This window comes from Mycobacterium sp. BMJ-28, assembly GCF_054404835.1.
Window position 1 is genome coordinate 2,232,604 of sequence record NZ_CM136783.1, and the last position, 17,011, is coordinate 2,249,614.

Consider the following 17,011-nt stretch of genomic DNA (forward strand, 5'->3'; position numbering starts at 1 on the left):
GCCATGTCCTGGCTCTGTCTGCCGTTGATCTTTGCGCTGGCATCGCTGTGCACTGTTGTCGCTGACCCCAACCCGTCTCGCGGTTTGGCGTCGGTTGTGGCTGTCATCCAGCCATCGTTCCCCGGCCATCTCCTCCGTCGTGACGGGCTCATCTCCGCCCCACCCCGTCACAACCAAGGAAGGCCGTAAATGTCCCACAGAATAAAGTCGCGCTGGAGCGCGGCTGCAGCGCTGGCCGTGTCGGCGACCCTGCTCGCCGCGTGCGGTGGTGGGGGATCCAGCGACGTGGCCGGCGACACCGGCGGCCAGAAGGCCGACACCACGCTGACTCTGGTCGCCTACGCCGTGCCTGAGCCGGGCTGGAGCAAGATCATCCCGGCCTTCGCCGCCACCCCCGAAGGCAAGGGCGTCGCGGTCACCACGTCCTACGGCGCCTCCGGTGACCAGTCGCGCGGTGTGGTCGACGGCAAGCCGGCCGACATCGTCAACTTCTCCGTCGAGCCCGACGTCACCCGCCTGGTCAAGGCCGACAAGGTGGCCAAGGACTGGAACGCCGACGCCACCAAGGGCATCCCGTTCGGATCGGTCGTGTCGCTGGTGGTGCGCAAGGGCAACCCCAAGGGCATCAAGGACTGGGACGACCTGCTCAAGCCCGGCATCGAGGTCGTCACCCCGAGCCCGCTGAGCTCCGGATCGGCGAAGTGGAACCTGCTGGCGCCGTACGCGGCCAAGAGCAACGGCGGCAAGGACTCGGCCGCCGGCCTGGATTTCATCAACAAACTGGTCACCGAGCATGTCAAGACCCGCCCTGGCTCCGGCCGCGAAGCCACCGACGTGTTCCTGCAGGGCACCGGTGACGTGCTGATCAGCTACGAGAACGAGGCGATCAACGTCGAGCGCCAGGGCAAGGATGTCGAGCACATCAACCCCCCGCAGACCTTCAAGATCGAGAACCCGGTCGCCGTGGTGAGCAGCAGCGCCCACCTGCAGCAGGCCACCGCCCTGAAGAACTTCCTCTACACCGCCGACGGCCAGAAGCTGTGGGCCGAGGCCGGGTTCCGCCCGGTCGATCCCGCGGTGGCCGCCGACTTCGCCAAGGACTTCCCGACCCCGGAGAAGTTGTGGACCATTGCCGATCTGGGCGGTTGGAAGGATGTCGACCCAGCGCTGTTCGACAAGGACAATGGCAGCATCACCAAGATCTACAAGCAGGCCACCGGATGACCTCTGTCACCACTGATGCCGGGGCCCCGGGAGCCGCGGCTCCCGGGGCCCCGGCTCCCGGCCGGGGCCGCCCCTTCGGCGCCACGTCGCTGAGGGTGGGGGCCGCCTCGATCTGGCTGTCGGTGATCGTGCTGCTGCCGCTGGCGGCCATCGTGTGGCAATCCGCCGGTGGCGGTGCGACGGCGTTCTGGCAATCCGTCACCTCGAACGCGGCGCTGGAATCGTTCAAGGTGACGGTGACGATCTCCGTCGGCGTGACACTGGTGAACCTGGTCTTCGGACTGCTGGTGGCCTGGACGCTGACCCGGGACAACTTCCCGGGCAAGCGGCTGGTGGATGCCGTCATCGACCTGCCGTTCGCGTTGCCGACCATCGTCGCCAGCTTGGTGATGCTGGCGCTGTACGGTCCCAACAGCCCGGTGGATCTGCATCTGCAGCACACCAAGTGGGGCGTCGGTGTGGCCCTGCTGTTCGTCACGCTGCCGTTCGTGGTGCGTTCGGTGCAGCCCGTACTGCTGGAACTCGACCGCGAGGTCGAGGAGGCGGCGGCCTCGCTGGGCGCCAACAGCTTCACCATCCTGACCAAGATCATCTTGCCCGCGTTGCTGCCATCGCTGTTGTCCGGCGCCGGTCTGGCGTTCTCCCGTGCGATCGGTGAATTCGGTTCGGTCGTGCTGATCGGTGGCGCGGTGCCGGGGGAGACCGAGGTGTCCTCGCAGTGGATTCGCACCCTGATCGAGAACGACGACCGCACCGGCGCAGCGGCGATCTCCATTGTGCTGCTGCTGGTTTCGTTCGTCGTGCTGTTCGTCCTGCGCGCCGTCGGTTCGCGCGCGGCCAAGCGTGAGGAGCTGGCGAGGTGACGCTCTCACCCGCGGTGCGCTACCTGGTGCGGTACCTGGCGCTGGCCTACATCGCCATCCTGGTGCTCGTCCCGGTCGGCCTGATCCTCTGGCGCACCTTCGAGCCGGGCGTCGGCGCGTTTTTCGCCTCGATCTCCACGCCCGCCGCGATCTCCGCGCTGCAACTGTCCCTGCTGGTGGTCGCGATCGTGGTGCCGCTGAACGTGCTGTTCGGGGTGCCGACGGCACTGGTGTTGGCCCGCAACAGGTTCCGCGGCAAGAGCGCGCTGCAGGCCGTGATCGACCTGCCGTTCGCGGTGTCGCCGGTGGTGGTCGGTGTGGCGTTGATCCTGCTGTGGGGCAGTGCCGGACTGCTCGGGTTCGTGGAGAACAACCTGGGCTTGAAGATCATCTTCGGCCTGCCGGGCATCGTGCTCGCCAGCATCTTCGTCACCGTCCCGTTCGTCATCCGCGAGGTCGAACCCGTCTTGCACGAGCTGGGCACCGACCAGGAGGAAGCCGCCTCCACACTGGGTTCGCAGTGGTGGCAGACGTTCTGGCGGATCACCCTGCCGTCCATCCGGTGGGGCCTGACCTACGGCATCGTGCTGACCGTCGCCCGCACCCTCGGCGAGTTCGGTGCGGTGATCATGGTGTCGTCCAATCTGCCCGGCACCTCCCAGACGCTGACGCTGTTGGTGTCCGACCGCTACAGCCGCGGCCAGGAATACGGCGCGTATGCGGTCTCGACCTTGCTGATGACGGTTGCCGTGCTGGTGCTCGTTGTTCAGGTGATTCTCGACGCCCGGCGCGCCCGGGCGGCAAAATAGAGCACGAGGAGACTTTCCATGACTGCTGACCAGACGGGCAACGCCATCACCGTCAAGGGCGCCAACAAGCGCTACGGCGACTTCGTGGCGCTGGACAATATCGACTTCGTCGTGCCGGAGGGCTCGCTGACCGCGCTGCTGGGGCCCAGTGGTTCGGGCAAGTCGACGCTGCTGCGTGCGATCGCCGGCTTGGACACCCCCGACACGGGTGAGATCACCATCAAGGGCAAGGATGTGACCGGGGTGCCGCCACAGCGCCGCGGGATCGGCTTCGTGTTCCAGCACTACGCCGCGTTCAAGCACCTGACGGTGCGGGACAACGTGGCTTTCGGTCTCAAGATCCGCAAGCGGCCCAAGGCCGAGATCAAGGACAAGGTCGACAACCTGTTGGAGGTGGTGGGGTTGGCCGGGTTCCAGACCCGCTACCCCAATCAGCTCTCCGGCGGCCAGCGCCAGCGCATGGCGCTGGCTCGGGCGCTCGCGGTGGATCCACAGGTGCTGTTGCTCGACGAGCCGTTCGGAGCCCTCGATGCCAAGGTCCGGGAGGACCTGCGGGCCTGGCTGCGCCGGCTGCACGACGAGGTACACGTCACCACCGTGCTGGTGACCCACGACCAGGCCGAGGCGCTGGATGTGGCCGACCGTATCGCGGTGCTCAACAAGGGCCGCATCGAGCAGGTCGGCTCGCCGACCCAGGTCTACGACGAGCCCGCGAACTCGTTCGTGATGTCCTTCCTCGGCGCGGTGTCCTCGGTGAACGGCTCGCTGGTACGCCCGCACGATATCCGGGTCGGCCGTAACCCCGAACTGGCCATCGTCGGCGAAGATCCGAATGTCGCGGCCACTGGTGTGATCCGGGCGGTTATCGACCGGATCGTGGTGCTGGGCTTCGAAGTTCGCGTCGAGCTGACCAGCGCGACCGATCAGATGCCGTTCACCGCGCAGATCACCCGCGGTGACGCGGAGGCGCTCGGACTCAAGCAGGGCGACACCGTGTACGTGCGGGCCACCCGGGTGCCGAACCTGGTGGGCGATGCCCCGCAGGAAGTGGCGCTGTCGGGGGTGTAGACCCGGGCTGCGGACTGCCCGACCCCGTTGGGGGTCGGGCAGTTGCGCGTCATCGGGTCACCGACTCCTGCGGCAGGAGCTGATCCCGGCCGGCCGGTGCCTGCTGCGGTTCGGTCCAGCCCGGCGGCGCCAGCAGATATCCGAGGCGCCCCCGCCACGTCCGGGCCCGCCAGATGTCGGCCACCATCGAGGTGAACTCGTGAAAGTTCACCTTGACCGGGTTGAAGGTGTCGATGTTCTTGGTCAATCCGAAACGGACCCGCTCGGTTTCCTCGGCGTAACTGTGGAACAGCCGGTCCCAGACGATCAGGATTCCGCCGTAATTCTTGTCCAGGTACGGGTTGTTGGCGCCGTGGTGCACGCGGTGGTGTGACGGGGTGTTGAACACGTACTCGACGATTGCGGGCAGCTTGCCGATCAACTCGGTGTGCAACGGATATTGGTAGAGCAGAACGATGGCCTGACTCAGGAAGATCAGCCATACCGGGATACCGGCAAGCGCCATCGGGATGTAGACCGCCGACGTCAGGAATCTTCCCGGAATCAGCCACGGCAGCCGTACGGCGGTGGACACGTTGAAATGCTGACTGGAGTGATGCACGCTGTGCGCCGCCCAGAACAGCCGAATCCGATGGTTCATGCGGTGTTCGGCATAGTAGGCGAGATCGGCACCGACGATGGCCAGCACCCAGACCCACCAGTGCGATGCCGAAAGGGTGACCGGTGCCAGCGCCGCGGTGACCACCACGATGGGCAAGGTGATGAAGTGCTCGAACAACCGCGCGATCCGGCCCAATCCGTACACCGACAGACTGGTCAGTGTGTCGCGCCGGGAGAAGCCGACCCGTTGCCGCGGTGCGGGTTTGGCGTCCGCGGACTGGTCCCGCCTGCGCTCAAGACGGTCGCCGACCAGCTCGACGCCGAGCAGGAACAAGAAGGCCGGGATCGCGTAGAGCCCGATGTTGCCGATCCATTCCACGGGTCACTGCCTCCGGTCGGAGTTCTTGGGCATGCCGGCGATCTGCCATCGCATCGCACGGCCGAACATGTCATCGGACACCCGGCTGGGGTCGGTGCGGCGCTGCCGAATCAAACCGCCGAACAATGCCAGCGTCACGGTGGCGAAATCGTCCACCGACACCTCGTCCCGGTCGACGTCGTTGCGGTCCAGGACGCCGGCCAGGATCTCGCGAACCGCGGCCAGGGTGCGTGCCGAGGCGTCGGCCTCGATGCGCATCAATTCCGGATTCCGCACCGCATGCAGCCAGAATTCCGTCTTCAGCACCGCGACGTGCAGGTCCTTGTCGGCGATCGCGATGAGCATCCGGCCCAGCCCCTGTAACGGGTCCTGCGACAGCGCATCTGCGGAGTCGAAGATGTCGGCCACTTCGTCCATGTGGTTGACGGCCCGGTCGGTCATCAGGGCGGCGAACAACTCATCCTTGTTCGCGAAGTTGGAGTAGACGGCGCCGACCGAGAATCCCGCCGACTCGGCGATCTCGTCGACGGACGCCGCGGCATATCCGCGCCGGGCGAAGACGTCGGCGGCGGCGTCGAGAAGCTGACGTCGGGTGCGTTCTCTGCTCTCGGCCCTGGTGAGGCGGCGTGGTGTGGCATTGGTGGACATATTCAAATAGTAACAACTATTTGAATTGGCGCCACTATCCAAGCGCGGACTGCGCGGCGGGGTCAGGCGGCGGCGCGGGCGGAGCAGACCGCGTCGAAGCGGTCCAGTACCGTCTCGGCGACCAGCCGGTGCGGTCCGAGTGGCTGTGCCAGCGCGATCCCGTGCGCGGCCGCGAACGCCGACACTCGATCGGTGATCCGGCCGTGCGCCAGAAACCAGGGCGCGATCACCAGCCGGGTGGCGCCGCGGTCCCGTAGTTCGTCGGCGACCGCGGCCAGATTGGGCCGGGGCCCGGCCGCGAATGCGGTGGCCGCGATCCACCGGGTGTGCGCCACCAAGTGGTCGGCAACACTCTCGGTACGTGAATTCGCTTCTGGGCGTGAGGAACCCACCGCCGTGACGATGACCCCGACACCGTCGAGCCGGGACACCCCGGCCTCGGCGACCCGGCGGCGCAGCACCGCCACCAGTTGGTCGTCCTCGCCCAGTACCTCGGCCTGACGGGCGGGCACGCCGGACTCGGCGATCATGGCCGGGATATCCACCCGCGCGTGGTACGCGTCGGCCAGCAGCAGCGGAGTGACCACGGCGCGGTCGCCGACGGTGCGCAGCACGTCGACCAGATGCGGCGAATTCTGTTCACAGAACGCCACAACCACCTCGATACCCGGCCGGAACCGGCGAATGGTGTCGGCCAGCGCGTGCACCGTCGCGGCAGAGCGTGGGTCGGCGCTACCGTGCGCGGTGAGCACCAGCGCGCTGTTGCCCCTCACGTCCGCAGCACACTCATGACGCGTGCAGGCCGCATTCCGTCTTGGCCAGACCGGCCCACCGGCCGCTGCGCGGGTCCGCGCCCTCGACGGGCTTGCTGGTGCACGGCGCGCACCCGATCGACGGATATCCCTCGTAGACAAGCGGATTGACCAGGATGTCGTTGGCCTCGATATAGGCCTGCATATCGTCATCGCTCCACGCGGCGATCGGGTTGATCTTCACCAACCCGAACGCCTTGTCGAAGGTGATCAGCGGGGCGTTGGCCCGGGTGGGGGCCTCGACCCGCCGTATTCCGGTCACCCACGCCGAATAACCCGACAGCGCCTTGCTCAACGGCTGCACCTTGCGCAACCGGCAGCATTCCGCCGCGTCGCGCGCGAACAGGTCCTTGCCCAGCAGCCGGTCCTGCTCGGCGACGCTCTGCTCGGGCCCCACGTTCACCACACGCACGTCGTAGACCGCCTCGACGGCGTCCCGGGTGCCGATGGTCTCGGCGAAGTGGTAACCGGTATCGAGGAACAGCACGTCGACCCCGGGGCGCACCTTGGCCGCCATCTCCACCAGCACGGCGTCCTGCATGTTGGACGCCACCACGTATTCGCCGGCGAAATGCTCGTCGGTCCAGCGCAGCAGTTCCTCCGCGCCGGCACCGGCCAACTCGGCCGCGCCGCGCTCGGCCAGTTCGATCAGGTCGCTCTCGGTTCGCACGCTCACACAATCACCTCAAATCGGCTTCGTCGGCCCTGACGGCCCATTGGGCAAAACGCTCGCCGGGCTCCCGTTGTTTCACGAAGTTGCGCGTGACACGTTCGATGTACTCGCCGACCTCGGTGGACAGCACCTTGTGCTGGCGCAGCTTGCGCCCGAAACCGCTGTCCAGGCCCAGGCTGCCGCCCAGGTGCACCTGGAAGCCCTCTTCGGGTCCGTTGCCATCGTCGACCATCTGGCCCTTGAACCCGATGTCGGCGACCTGGATGCGGGCGCACGAGTTCGGGCAGCCGTTCAGGTTGACCGTGATCGGCACATCGAGTTCGTTGTTGATGTCCTCGAGGCGCTGCTCCAGGTCCGGCACCAGGCTCTGTGCCCGGACGCGGGTCTCGGCGAAGGACAGCTTGCAGAACTCGATGCCCGTGCAGGCCATCAGGTTGCGTCGCCAGTGCGATGGGGTGGACGGCAGGCCGAGTGCGTCCAGCTCCGCGCGCAGCTGGCCCACCTTGTCATCCGGGACGTCCAGGATGATCAGCTTCTGGTACGGCGTGAACCGGATCCGGTCCGAGCCGACGGACTCGGCCAGGTCGGCGACCTTGGTCAGGATGGTGCCCGAGACTCGGCCCGCGACCGGGGCCACGCCGACCGCGTTCAGACCGTTCTTCAGGCGCTGCACGCCGACGTGGTCGATGGGCCGGGTGACCGGCTCGGGGGCGGGGCCGTCGACGAGCGGGCGCTTGAGGTATTCGGTCTCGAGAACTTCCCTGAATTTCTCGACGCCCCAGTCCTTGATCAGGAACTTCAGCCGGGCCTTGGCCCGCAGCCTGCGGTAGCCGTAGTCGCGGAAGATGCTGACCACGCCTTCCCATACATCGGGGACCTCGTCCAGCGGCACCCACACGCCGACGCGCTGGGCGAGCATCGGGTTGGTTGACAGGCCGCCGCCGACCCACAGGTCGAAGCCCGGGCCGTGGTCGGGATGCTCGACGCCGATGAACGCGACGTCGTTGACCTCGTGCACGACATCCTGCAGACCCGAGATCGCGGTCTTGAACTTGCGCGGCAGGTTGGAGTACTCCTTCTTGCCGATATAGCGCTTGACGATCTCGTTCAGGGCCGGGGTGCCGTCGATCACCTCGTCGAGGGACTCGCCGGCCAGCGGCGAACCCAGCACGACGCGCGGGCAGTCGCCGCACGCCTCGGTGGTCTGTAGCCCGACGGCATCGAGCCGGCGCCAGATCTCGGGCATGTTCTCCACCTCGATCCAGTGGTACTGGATGTTCTCGCGGTCGGAGATGTCGGCGGTGTCGCGGGCGAATTCGGTGGAGATGCCACCGAGGGTGCGCAAGGCGGCCGCGGTCAGCGCGCCGCCGTCGCTGCGGACCCGCAGCATGAAGTACTCGTCTTCGAGCATGTCGGTGTTCTCGTCACCGGTCCAGGTGCCGTCGAACCCTGGCTTGCGCTGGGTGTACAGGCCCCACCAGCGGAAACGTCCACGAAGGTCACCTTTGTCGATGCTGTCGAAGCCACCGGGTGCGTAGATGTTCTCGATGCGCTCGCGCACGTTGAGCGGATTGTCGTCCTTCTTGGACTGCTCGTTGGCGTTCAGCGGCTCGCGGTAACCGAGTGCCCATTGCCCTTCACCGCGCGGACGCTTCACGGGTTTGGCAGTGGTCATGAATGGGCTCCTTCAGAGGAGGAGCCGGCGGAGGGATCGCACTGGGCCACCGGTGGCTGTCCGGCGGGGCAGATCCGTCGGCCAGCTGGAAATACAGGTGGACAGGTCTACGGCCTCAAGGCAAACAGCAACAGCTACACACGCGCTTGAAGTCGACATGCCGCCGTGCCACCAGTGCAATTCCGGTGGTGCTGTTACGGGCGGCAGTCACGACCGACATTCTGCCACGACCCCTGCCATCAGCCCTAACCGGGCCAGATTTGCGATCACGGTGAGCAAAACCCGTTCTGGGACACTGGTCGGGTGAGCGCGCCGGCCGGACCATTCGGGATCTACATCCACGTACCGTTCTGCGCCAGTCGCTGCGGGTACTGCGACTTCAACACCTACACGCCGGCCGAACTCGGTGGGGCGAACCCGCAGGGCTGGCTGGCGGCGGTGCGCATCGAGCTCGAACTGGCGGCGGCACAGGTCGGATCGCGGCTGGTCGACACGGTATTCGTGGGCGGCGGAACGCCCACCATGCTCGGCGGTGACGGCCTGGCCGGGGTGCTCGACGCGGTCCGGGACAATTTCGTCCTGGCACCCGACGCCGAGGTCACCACGGAGGCCAACCCGGAGTCCAGTTCACCGGCATTGTTCGCCCGGCTACGGGCAGCGGGCTATACCCGGATCTCGCTGGGCATGCAGTCGGCCGCGCCGCACGTGCTGGCCGTGCTGGACCGGGTGCATTCGGCCGGCCGGGCGCCCGCTGCCGCGGTGGAGGCGCGCGCAGAGGGCTTCGAGCACGTCAACCTCGACCTGATCTACGGCACGCCAGGCGAGACCGACGCCGACCTGCGCCGCTCGATCGAGGTGGCGCTGTCGGCCGGGGTGGACCATGTCTCGGCCTACGCGCTGGTGGTGGAGGACGGCACCGCGCTGGCCCGGCGGGTGCGCCGCGGGGAACTGCCCGCGCCCGACAACGATGTGCTGGCCGACCGGTACGAGCTGCTCGACACGGCGCTGTCGGCGGCCGGGCTGAGGTGGTACGAGGTGTCCAACTGGAGCGCGCCCGGCGGGGAGTGCCGGCACAACCTCGGCTACTGGGACGGCGGCCAGTGGTGGGGCGCGGGACCCGGAGCGCACGGTTTCGTCGACTCGACGCGCTGGTGGAATATCAAGCACCCCAACGCTTATGCGGAATCCCTGAGTGCGCGGCGACTGCCGGTGGCCGATTCGGAGACCCTCGACGAGGGAACCCGGCACACCGAGGACGTGATGTTGCGGCTGCGGTTGCGCAGCGGGTTGCCGGTCGCGGTGCTGTCCCCGGATGAGCGCAGCCGCGCCGAGGTGGCCATCGGTGACGGCTTGGTGGTGCGCGACGCCGACCGCCTGGTGCTCACCGACCCGGGCCGGCTGCTGGCCGATGCGGTGGTGCGCACCCTGCTGGACTGAGCGATTTGTCGGGTCCGGCCCGTGATGGTCACGGGCCAGGCTCCACGAGTCGCGGCCGGGTTAGGGTATTAGGCAACCCTTACCTATGGAGCGTGGATGACCGCAGTACAGCCGGCCCTCGGCGGGGCCGGGACCACCCCACCGCAGCAACCCAGGGTGACCGCGAAGTACACCCGACTCGCCGCACGGCAGGCCGCCCGCGCCGATGCGCTGGCGCTGGCCGCCCTGTTGGCCCCGGTGGCCGGGCGCACCCGGATCGCACAGGTGCTGACTTTGATCGCCTCGGCCGCCACCGTGGCGCCGTTCATCGGCATCGTGGAGATCGGCCGCACCCTGCTGGCCGGCGGCGGGACGGACGCACCGCGGATCGCGACGATCGTCGCCGTCGTGATCGCCGCCCTGTTGATCCGGACCTGGGCCAACGGCACCGCGTTGACGCTCACCCACCTCGCCGACGGCGACCTGCAGCGGTCCCTGCGCCGGCGCATCGTCGACACACTGGGCCGGCTGCCGCTGGGCTGGTTCAACGGCACCTCGTCCGGTGAGGTCCGCAAGGCCGTGCAGCAGGACGTCGGCGAACTGCACTTCCTGGTCGCCCACTCCGCCGTGGAGAACACCGGTGCACTGGCCACCCCGGCATTCGGGCTGGCGTACTGCTTCGCGCTGGACTGGCGGCTGGGCCTGCTGGCCATCGGCACCGCGCCGGTCTATCTGGGCGTGTACATGTGGCTGGGCCGCGACGTCCGGGTGCAGATGGAACGGATGAACGCGGGCATCGCGCGGATCAGCGCGACCATCGTCGAGTTCATCGCGGGAGTGGCCGTGGTCAAGACGTTCGGCGAGACCGGCCGGGCGCACAAGCGGTTCGCCGATGCGGCCGAGGAGTTCAACGACGGCTTCGCCGGCTGGATGGGCCCGATGGTGCGGGTCAAGGCGGCCTCGTCGATCTTCATCGAGGCGCCCACCGTGCTGCTGGTCAACCTGGCGGGCGGCTACTGGTTCGTGCGCAGCGGCTGGGTGACCCCGATCGACGTGCTGGGCTCCACGCTGGTCGCGATGACCATCCCGGCGGCCGTGCTGGCCGTCGGCTACTCGGCCGGCATCCGCAAGCAGGCGCAGGCCGCCGCGGGTCGGCTGGTCGGGCTGCTCGATCAACCGAAACTGAAGGTGTCCACCAACCCACAAGAGCCTCAAGGTAACTCGGTCGACTTCGATGCCGTCAGCTTCAGCTACGACGGCATCAACACGGTGCTGCACGAGGTGGACCTGAGCCTGACCCCCGGTACGGTCACCGCGCTGGTCGGGCCGTCGGGCAGCGGTAAGTCGACCTTGGCCACCCTGGTGCCCCGGTTCCACGACGCCACCGCGGGCGCGGTGCGCGTCGGCGGGGTCGATGTCCGCGATATCGACCCGGCGGTGCTGTACCGGCACGTCGGCTTCGTCTTGCAGGACGTGCAACTGCTCGGGATCAGCGTGGCCGACAACATCGCCCTGGGCCGCCCGGACGCGACCCGCGAAGACGTTTACCGGGCGGCCGAAGCGGCCCTCGTACACGACCGGATCCTGGAACTGCCAAGGGGTTACGACTCGGTGGTCGGGGTGGACGCGCACTTCTCCGGCGGCGAGGCGCAGCGGGTGAGCATCGCGCGGGCGCTGCTGGCCGATGCCCCGGTGCTGGTCCTGGACGAGGCGACCGCCTCGGCGGACCCGGACTCGGAGGCTCAGATCCAGGCCGCGCTGTCCCGGCTGATCGCCGGGCGCACGGTGCTGGTGATCGCACACCGGCTCGGATCGATCACCGGGGCGGACAACATCGTCGTCCTGGACGGCGGCCGCGTCGTCGAACAAGGCCGCCACGACCAGCTGCTGGCCCGCGACGGGCAGTACGCCGACATGTGGCGGGTGTACAGCGCGGGCAACGCCGAGAAATACGAGGGTGCACGATGATCCGCGGATTCCTGCGCATCCTGGGCCCGCAGCGCGGGCTGATGTTCGGTTACCTGGCCTGGGTGAGCGCCTACGGCGTGCTGCACGGTATCGCGATGGTGCTGTTGGTGCCCATGTCCCAGGCCCTGTTCGACGGACGGTACGCCGACGCGGCGCGGTGGCTGGCCGTGCTGGCCGTGGTGGTCGTCGCCGGGGCGGTGGCCCAGTACGTGCAGTCCGCACGGGCCATGCGGATGGCGCTGGCCACCATGAGGCTGCTACACCGCAGACTCGGCGATCACATGGTCACCCTGCCGCTGGGCTGGTTCACCCGCGACACCGTCGGCTCGGTCTCCCAGATCGCGGTCAAAGGCACCACTTTCGTGGGCACCAGCGGTGCGCACCTGATCACCCCCATCGTGCTCAACACGGTGAGCGCGGGGACCGTGGTGGTCGGGCTGGCGCTGTTCGACTGGCGAATCGCGGTGGTGGCACTGGTCGGCGGGCTGATCCTGGTCGGCTGCGGCGGGCTTGCGTCGAGGTTGATCGCGGGCGCCGAGATGCTCAATCACGATGCCGAGGTGGAGGTGAACACGCGGGTGGTGGAATTCGCCCGGTGCCAGCCCGTGCTGCGGGCGTTCGGCCGCACCGGCTCCGATTTCGCCCCGCTCAGTGCCGCGCTGGACGCCCAGCATCGGGTGGGCCGGCGGGCGGTGTGGCGTTCGGTGGCCGGCCTGATGCTCAACGGGGTGGCCGTGCAGGCGGTCTTCTCGGTGCTGATCGCCACGGGCGCATGGATCGCGGTGCACGGTGACCTGAACCCGATCACCGCGGTGGCGATCATCGGGCTGGCCGCCCGGTTCGCCTCCCCGCTGGCGGCGCTGGCCGAATACGGATCCGCGATGCGGATGGCGCGCACCGAGCTGGGCCGGATCACCGCGATCCTGGACACCCCGGCGTTGCCGGAACCCGAAGTGGCGCATCCCATTTCGGTTCCCGGCCGGGTGCAGCTGGACCACGTCGGATTCAGCTATCCAGGCCGCGTGGTGGCCACCGACATCAGTTTCGTCGCCGAACCGGGCAGTATGACCGCACTGGTCGGCCCGTCAGGTTCGGGCAAGACCACGCTGACCCGACTGATCGCCCGGTTCTACGACACCGACGCGGGCGTGGTGCGAGTCGGTGGTGTGGACGTTCGCGACCTGCGGACCGCCGACCTGATGGCCCAGCTGTCCCTGGTGTTCCAGGACGTCTACCTGTTCGACGACACCCTCTGGGAGAACGTCCGGATCGGCCGCCCCGATGCGACGGCGGCCGAGATCGCCGCCGCCGCCGACACTGCAGGTCTGACGGCGGTGCTGGCGCGGTTGCCCGACGGCTGGCAGACCCGGGTCGGGGAGGGCGGTTCGGCGCTGTCAGGCGGTGAACGACAACGGGTTTCGATCGCACGCGCGCTACTCAAAGATGCTCCGATCGTGTTGTTCGACGAGGCCACCAGTGCGCTGGACCCGGAGAACGAGCGTCATGTCGCGGAATCGATCCGCACGCTGGCGCAACGCAGCACGGTGATCGTCATCGCGCACAAGTTGTCCACCGTCACCGCCGCGGACACGATCGTGGTGCTCTCGGGTGCCGGGACGGTCGCCGACATCGGCACGCACGCGGAGTTGATGACGCGCGGCGGGCAGTACGCGGACTTCTGGGCGCAGCGGGTCTCGGCGTCCGGCTGGTCGATGGCGCGGACGGTCGGCCAACTCACACCGAGGTAGAGCTCCAACAGTAAGCTAGGTTAGGCTAAATTAACCTGGTGCTTAGGTTGACTCTCAAGGTGAAGCAAAGGTGACCGTGGAGACCAGGGCGGAAAACGTTGTGGTGCTTCCGCTGACGCTGCCGCCGGGTATCACCCCCGCCGATGTCGTGGCCGAACTGGCCCGGATGGCCGAAGACGACGGCCAGGAATACCTCGTCTACGAACAGCGCGGTCAGTGGATCCTGGCAAGTGAGGTGGCCACCGCCATCGAGCTGGACTCCGACGAGCTGCGGCTGATCACCGACGGGGTGGTGACCCGGCGCCCCTGGACGGGGCGGCCCGAGGCGGTCCTCGGCGGGGCGGTCGACCGGCTGCTGCTGGAAGGTCAGCGGCTGTTCGGTTGGGTTGCTTTCGAATTCGGCGCCTACCGATTCGGTCTGGCTGAACAGCTGCCGGCGGGCACTGCGCTGGCCCGGTTGTTCCTGCCGGGCCATCAGGTCATCGTCACCGACACCGAGGCCACCGTCGTCGGCGGCGACACCACCTACCCGGCGGCGATCGAACGGCTGCTCGCCCGCGGCCTGGAGCCCACCCCGAACCCCCGCCCGCTCGATGTCAGTGCGGACACCGCGCGGTACCGGCAGCGGGTCGCCACCGCGATCGAAGAGATTCAGTCCGGTCGGTACCAGAAGGTGATCCTGTCCCGGCGTTTCGATGTGCCCTTCGCGCTGGACTTCCCGGCGACGTATCGGGTGGGCCGGCGGTACAACACCCCGGTTCGGTCGTTCCTGTTGCGGTTCGGCGGGATTCGCGCATTGGGTTACAGCCCGGAACTGGTCGCCGCGGTACAGGAGGACGGCACCGTCCTCACCGAACCGCTGGCAGGCACCCGGGCGCTGGGCCGGGGGGCCGACGAGGACCGGGTTGCCCGCGACGAACTGGAATCCGATTCCAAGGAGATCGTCGAGCACGCCATCTCCGTCCGCACCTCGATGCAGGAGATCACCGAGGTCGCCGAACCGGGCACCGCGATGGTCTACGACTTCATGACCATCCGGGAGCGCGGCAGCGTCCAGCATCTGGGTTCGACGGTCGGTGGCCGGCTGAGCCCGGCGCTGGACCGGATGGACGCCCTGGCGGCGTTGTTCCCGGCGGTGACGGCATCGGGGATCCCCAAGGCCGAGAGCGTCGATGCCATCCTGCGATTGGACCAGACGCCGCGCGGGCTGTACTCGGGTGCGGTGGTGATGTTCACCGCCAGTGGCGAGATGGATGCGGCGCTGACCCTGCGTGCGGTCTACGAGCAGGACGGCAGCACGTGGCTGCGCGCCGGCGCAGGCATCATCGCCGCGTCCAATCCGGACCGCGAGTTCGAGGAGACCTGCGAGAAGCTCACCACCCTCGCGCCGTACCTGGTGCCGCGCGACTGACCGGCTCAGCCGGCCAGTCGTGCCAGGATCGCCTTCTTGTCGGTCTTGCCGACGGCCGTGGTGGGCAGTGACCGCCATGCGACCAGGGTGTCCGGCCGGGAATGCGCGGCCACTCCGCGACCGTCCAGGTAGGTGTTGAGGTCGGCGAGGCCGACCGGTGCGCCGCTGAATACCACGACCGCGCAGATCTTCTCGCCGAGGAACTCGTCGGGCATGGGCACTGCGGCGGCCGCCCAGATCCCCGGATGGGTGATCAGGTGCTCTTCCAGGTCCAGCGCCGACACCGTCTCGCCGGCGCGGGTGATGACATCGTTGACGCGGCCGGTGACCTCCAGGTAGCCGTTGGGGCCACGTCGCACCTTGTCGCCGCTTCGGTAGAAGCCGTCCGGGCTGAACGACCGGGCGTTGTCCTGCGGCGCATTGAAATACCCGTTGAGGGTGTAGGGCCCGCGCACCAGCAGCTCGCCTTCCGCACCGGGGGCCACGTCCTGGCCGGCCTCGTCGACCACGCGGAGTTCGTCCAGGTCGGACAGCGGGCGGCCCTGGGTGCGGTCCAGCAGATCAGGGTCGTCACCGAGGCGGGTGTAGTTCAGCAGGCCTTCGGCCATGCCGAACACCTGTTGCAAACCCGGTGTCAGCGCGGCGCGCACCGCCGCGGCGTCGTCGGCCCCCAACTTCGCGCCGCCGACCTGAAGCAGCCGCAGTCCCGTGGGTGCCTGCGGTTCCCACTCGCAGGCCTGCGCCCACAGCTTGGCCAGGGCGGGCACCAGCGCGGTGACGGTGATGCGGTGGCGGTCGATGGCGGCGAACGCGGCTTCCGGCGAGGCATCGGTGGTGAACACGGTGGCGGCGCCGGAGCTCACGGCGCCCAGCAGGCCGGGGCAGGCCAGCGGAAAGTTGTGCGCGGCAGGCAATACCACCAGATAGGCGTCCGCCGGGGTCAGCGCACACAGCCGCGCGCTCGCGGTGAAGTTGTAGACGTAGTCGTCGTGCGTGCGCGGGATCAGCTTGGGCGCGCCGGTGGTACCGCCGGACACCAGCAGCAGGGCGGGGGAGTCGGTGGCCGGGTGCACGGCGGGCGGTGTGGCCTCGGTGGTCAGCACCGACCAGGGCAGGAACCGGCCCGGGTCACCGTCCACGACGACGTGGCGCACGGTGGGATGGGCCGCCACCAGCTCCTCGGCCATCGCGCGATAGTCGAATCCGCCTGCGGTATCGGCGATGACGAGCGCGACGGCGCCGCTGACGGTCGCGAAGTGGCTCAGTTCGACGAGGCGGTGGCCCGGCAGGCACATCACCGGGACGGCGCCCGCGCGCAGCAGCCCGAACAGGGCGACGGCGAAATGCGAGGAGTTCGGCAGCTGCAACAGCACCCGGTCGCCGGGCACGATGCCCAGTGCGGCGAACCCGCCGGCGGCGCGGTCGGCCAGGGTGTCCAGCTCGGCAAAGGTGTGCGAGGAGGTCGGGTCGGCGACCGCGATATTGCCGGGCCACGTCTGCGCCGCGGTGCGCAGGACCTCGCCGATGGTCCGGCCGGTCCAGTGGCCGGCCTCGCGGTATTTCGCGGCACGGTCGGCCGGGAAGGGGGTGAAACCGGCATGCAGGGTGGTCTGTGCTGCGGATTCCGCCGGTTGCGGCGTGGTCAGGGTCACGGGTCTGCCCTTCGGGGTAGGCGTGTTCGGTAGTCCGAATATAGGGTAGCCTTCACGAAATTAGG

Annotated in this window: 15 protein-coding genes; 8 read left to right on the top strand and 7 right to left on the bottom strand. The window is 68.3% G+C overall.

Going from position 1 to position 17,011, the window contains the following annotated elements:
* Positions 1-189 precede the first annotated feature (189 nt).
* The 4 genes from ACXPWS_RS11030 to ACXPWS_RS11045 are packed head-to-tail and all read left to right on the top strand — an operon-like array spanning position 190 to position 3,964.
* On the top strand, positions 190-1,224 hold the full coding sequence (locus ACXPWS_RS11030; RefSeq protein WP_458712463.1) for a sulfate ABC transporter substrate-binding protein: 1,035 nt from the start codon (positions 190-192) through the stop codon (positions 1,222-1,224).
* Positions 1,221-2,087, top strand: a complete 867-nt coding sequence (gene cysT, locus ACXPWS_RS11035) for a sulfate ABC transporter permease subunit CysT (RefSeq protein ID WP_458712464.1) — start codon at positions 1,221-1,223, stop codon at positions 2,085-2,087. Before ACXPWS_RS11030 ends, cysT begins: the two co-directional genes overlap by 4 nt.
* Positions 2,084-2,896, top strand: a complete 813-nt coding sequence (gene cysW / locus ACXPWS_RS11040) for a sulfate ABC transporter permease subunit CysW (RefSeq protein WP_458712465.1) — start codon at positions 2,084-2,086, stop codon at positions 2,894-2,896. The genes cysT and cysW overlap by 4 nt, the downstream gene beginning before the upstream one ends.
* 18 nt (positions 2,897-2,914) lie before the next feature.
* On the top strand, positions 2,915-3,964 hold the full coding sequence (locus ACXPWS_RS11045) for a sulfate/molybdate ABC transporter ATP-binding protein (RefSeq protein WP_458712466.1): 1,050 nt from the start codon (positions 2,915-2,917) through the stop codon (positions 3,962-3,964).
* Positions 3,965-4,013: 49 nt separating this feature from the next.
* Here ACXPWS_RS11045 and ACXPWS_RS11050 read toward each other — a convergent pair whose 3' ends face one another.
* The 6 genes from ACXPWS_RS11050 to ACXPWS_RS11075 form a co-directional block, all read right to left on the bottom strand.
* Positions 4,014-4,943, bottom strand: a complete 930-nt coding sequence (locus tag ACXPWS_RS11050; RefSeq protein ID WP_458712467.1) for a sterol desaturase family protein — start codon at positions 4,941-4,943, stop codon at positions 4,014-4,016.
* A 3-nt stretch (positions 4,944-4,946) separates the two neighbouring features.
* The gene (locus ACXPWS_RS11055) at positions 4,947-5,591 is read right to left on the bottom strand and encodes a TetR/AcrR family transcriptional regulator (RefSeq protein ID WP_458712468.1); all 645 of its coding nucleotides are present in this window, start codon (positions 5,589-5,591) and stop codon (positions 4,947-4,949) included.
* Between the two features lie 62 nt (positions 5,592-5,653).
* The gene (locus ACXPWS_RS11060) at positions 5,654-6,364 is read right to left on the bottom strand and encodes a sirohydrochlorin chelatase (RefSeq protein ID WP_458712469.1); all 711 of its coding nucleotides are present in this window, start codon (positions 6,362-6,364) and stop codon (positions 5,654-5,656) included.
* A gap of 13 nt (positions 6,365-6,377) precedes the next feature.
* The gene (locus ACXPWS_RS11065) at positions 6,378-7,079 is read right to left on the bottom strand and encodes a phosphoadenylyl-sulfate reductase (RefSeq protein ID WP_458712470.1); all 702 of its coding nucleotides are present in this window, start codon (positions 7,077-7,079) and stop codon (positions 6,378-6,380) included.
* A 4-nt stretch (positions 7,080-7,083) separates the two neighbouring features.
* Complete coding sequence (locus ACXPWS_RS11070; RefSeq protein ID WP_458712471.1) at positions 7,084-8,751, bottom strand: nitrite/sulfite reductase; 1,668 nt, start codon at positions 8,749-8,751, stop codon at positions 7,084-7,086.
* Positions 8,752-8,866: 115 nt separating this feature from the next.
* Positions 8,867-9,076 carry an Ms4527A family Cys-rich leader peptide gene (locus tag ACXPWS_RS11075; protein ID WP_458712472.1) on the bottom strand — a complete coding sequence of 70 codons (210 nt, stop codon included), beginning with the start codon at positions 9,074-9,076 and terminating at the stop codon, positions 8,867-8,869.
* Here ACXPWS_RS11075 and hemW point away from each other — a divergent pair.
* The 4 genes from hemW to ACXPWS_RS11095 all read left to right on the top strand — a co-directional run bounded on the left by hemW (position 9,055) and on the right by ACXPWS_RS11095 (position 15,294).
* On the top strand, positions 9,055-10,188 hold the full coding sequence (gene hemW, locus ACXPWS_RS11080; RefSeq protein WP_458712473.1) for a radical SAM family heme chaperone HemW: 1,134 nt from the start codon (positions 9,055-9,057) through the stop codon (positions 10,186-10,188). The genes ACXPWS_RS11075 and hemW overlap by 22 nt on opposite strands.
* 96 nt (positions 10,189-10,284) lie before the next feature.
* The gene (locus ACXPWS_RS11085) at positions 10,285-12,135 is read left to right on the top strand and encodes an ABC transporter ATP-binding protein (RefSeq protein WP_458712474.1); all 1,851 of its coding nucleotides are present in this window, start codon (positions 10,285-10,287) and stop codon (positions 12,133-12,135) included.
* Positions 12,132-13,883, top strand: a complete 1,752-nt coding sequence (locus ACXPWS_RS11090) for an ABC transporter ATP-binding protein (protein WP_458712475.1) — start codon at positions 12,132-12,134, stop codon at positions 13,881-13,883. The genes ACXPWS_RS11085 and ACXPWS_RS11090 overlap by 4 nt, the downstream gene beginning before the upstream one ends.
* Positions 13,884-13,953: 70 nt before the next feature.
* Positions 13,954-15,294, top strand: a complete 1,341-nt coding sequence (locus ACXPWS_RS11095; protein WP_458712476.1) for a salicylate synthase — start codon at positions 13,954-13,956, stop codon at positions 15,292-15,294.
* 5 nt (positions 15,295-15,299) lie between these two features.
* Here the strand turns inward: ACXPWS_RS11095 and ACXPWS_RS11100 are convergent, their stop codons facing one another.
* The gene (locus tag ACXPWS_RS11100) at positions 15,300-16,946 is read right to left on the bottom strand and encodes a (2,3-dihydroxybenzoyl)adenylate synthase (protein WP_458712477.1); all 1,647 of its coding nucleotides are present in this window, start codon (positions 16,944-16,946) and stop codon (positions 15,300-15,302) included.
* Positions 16,947-17,011 lie beyond the last annotated feature (65 nt).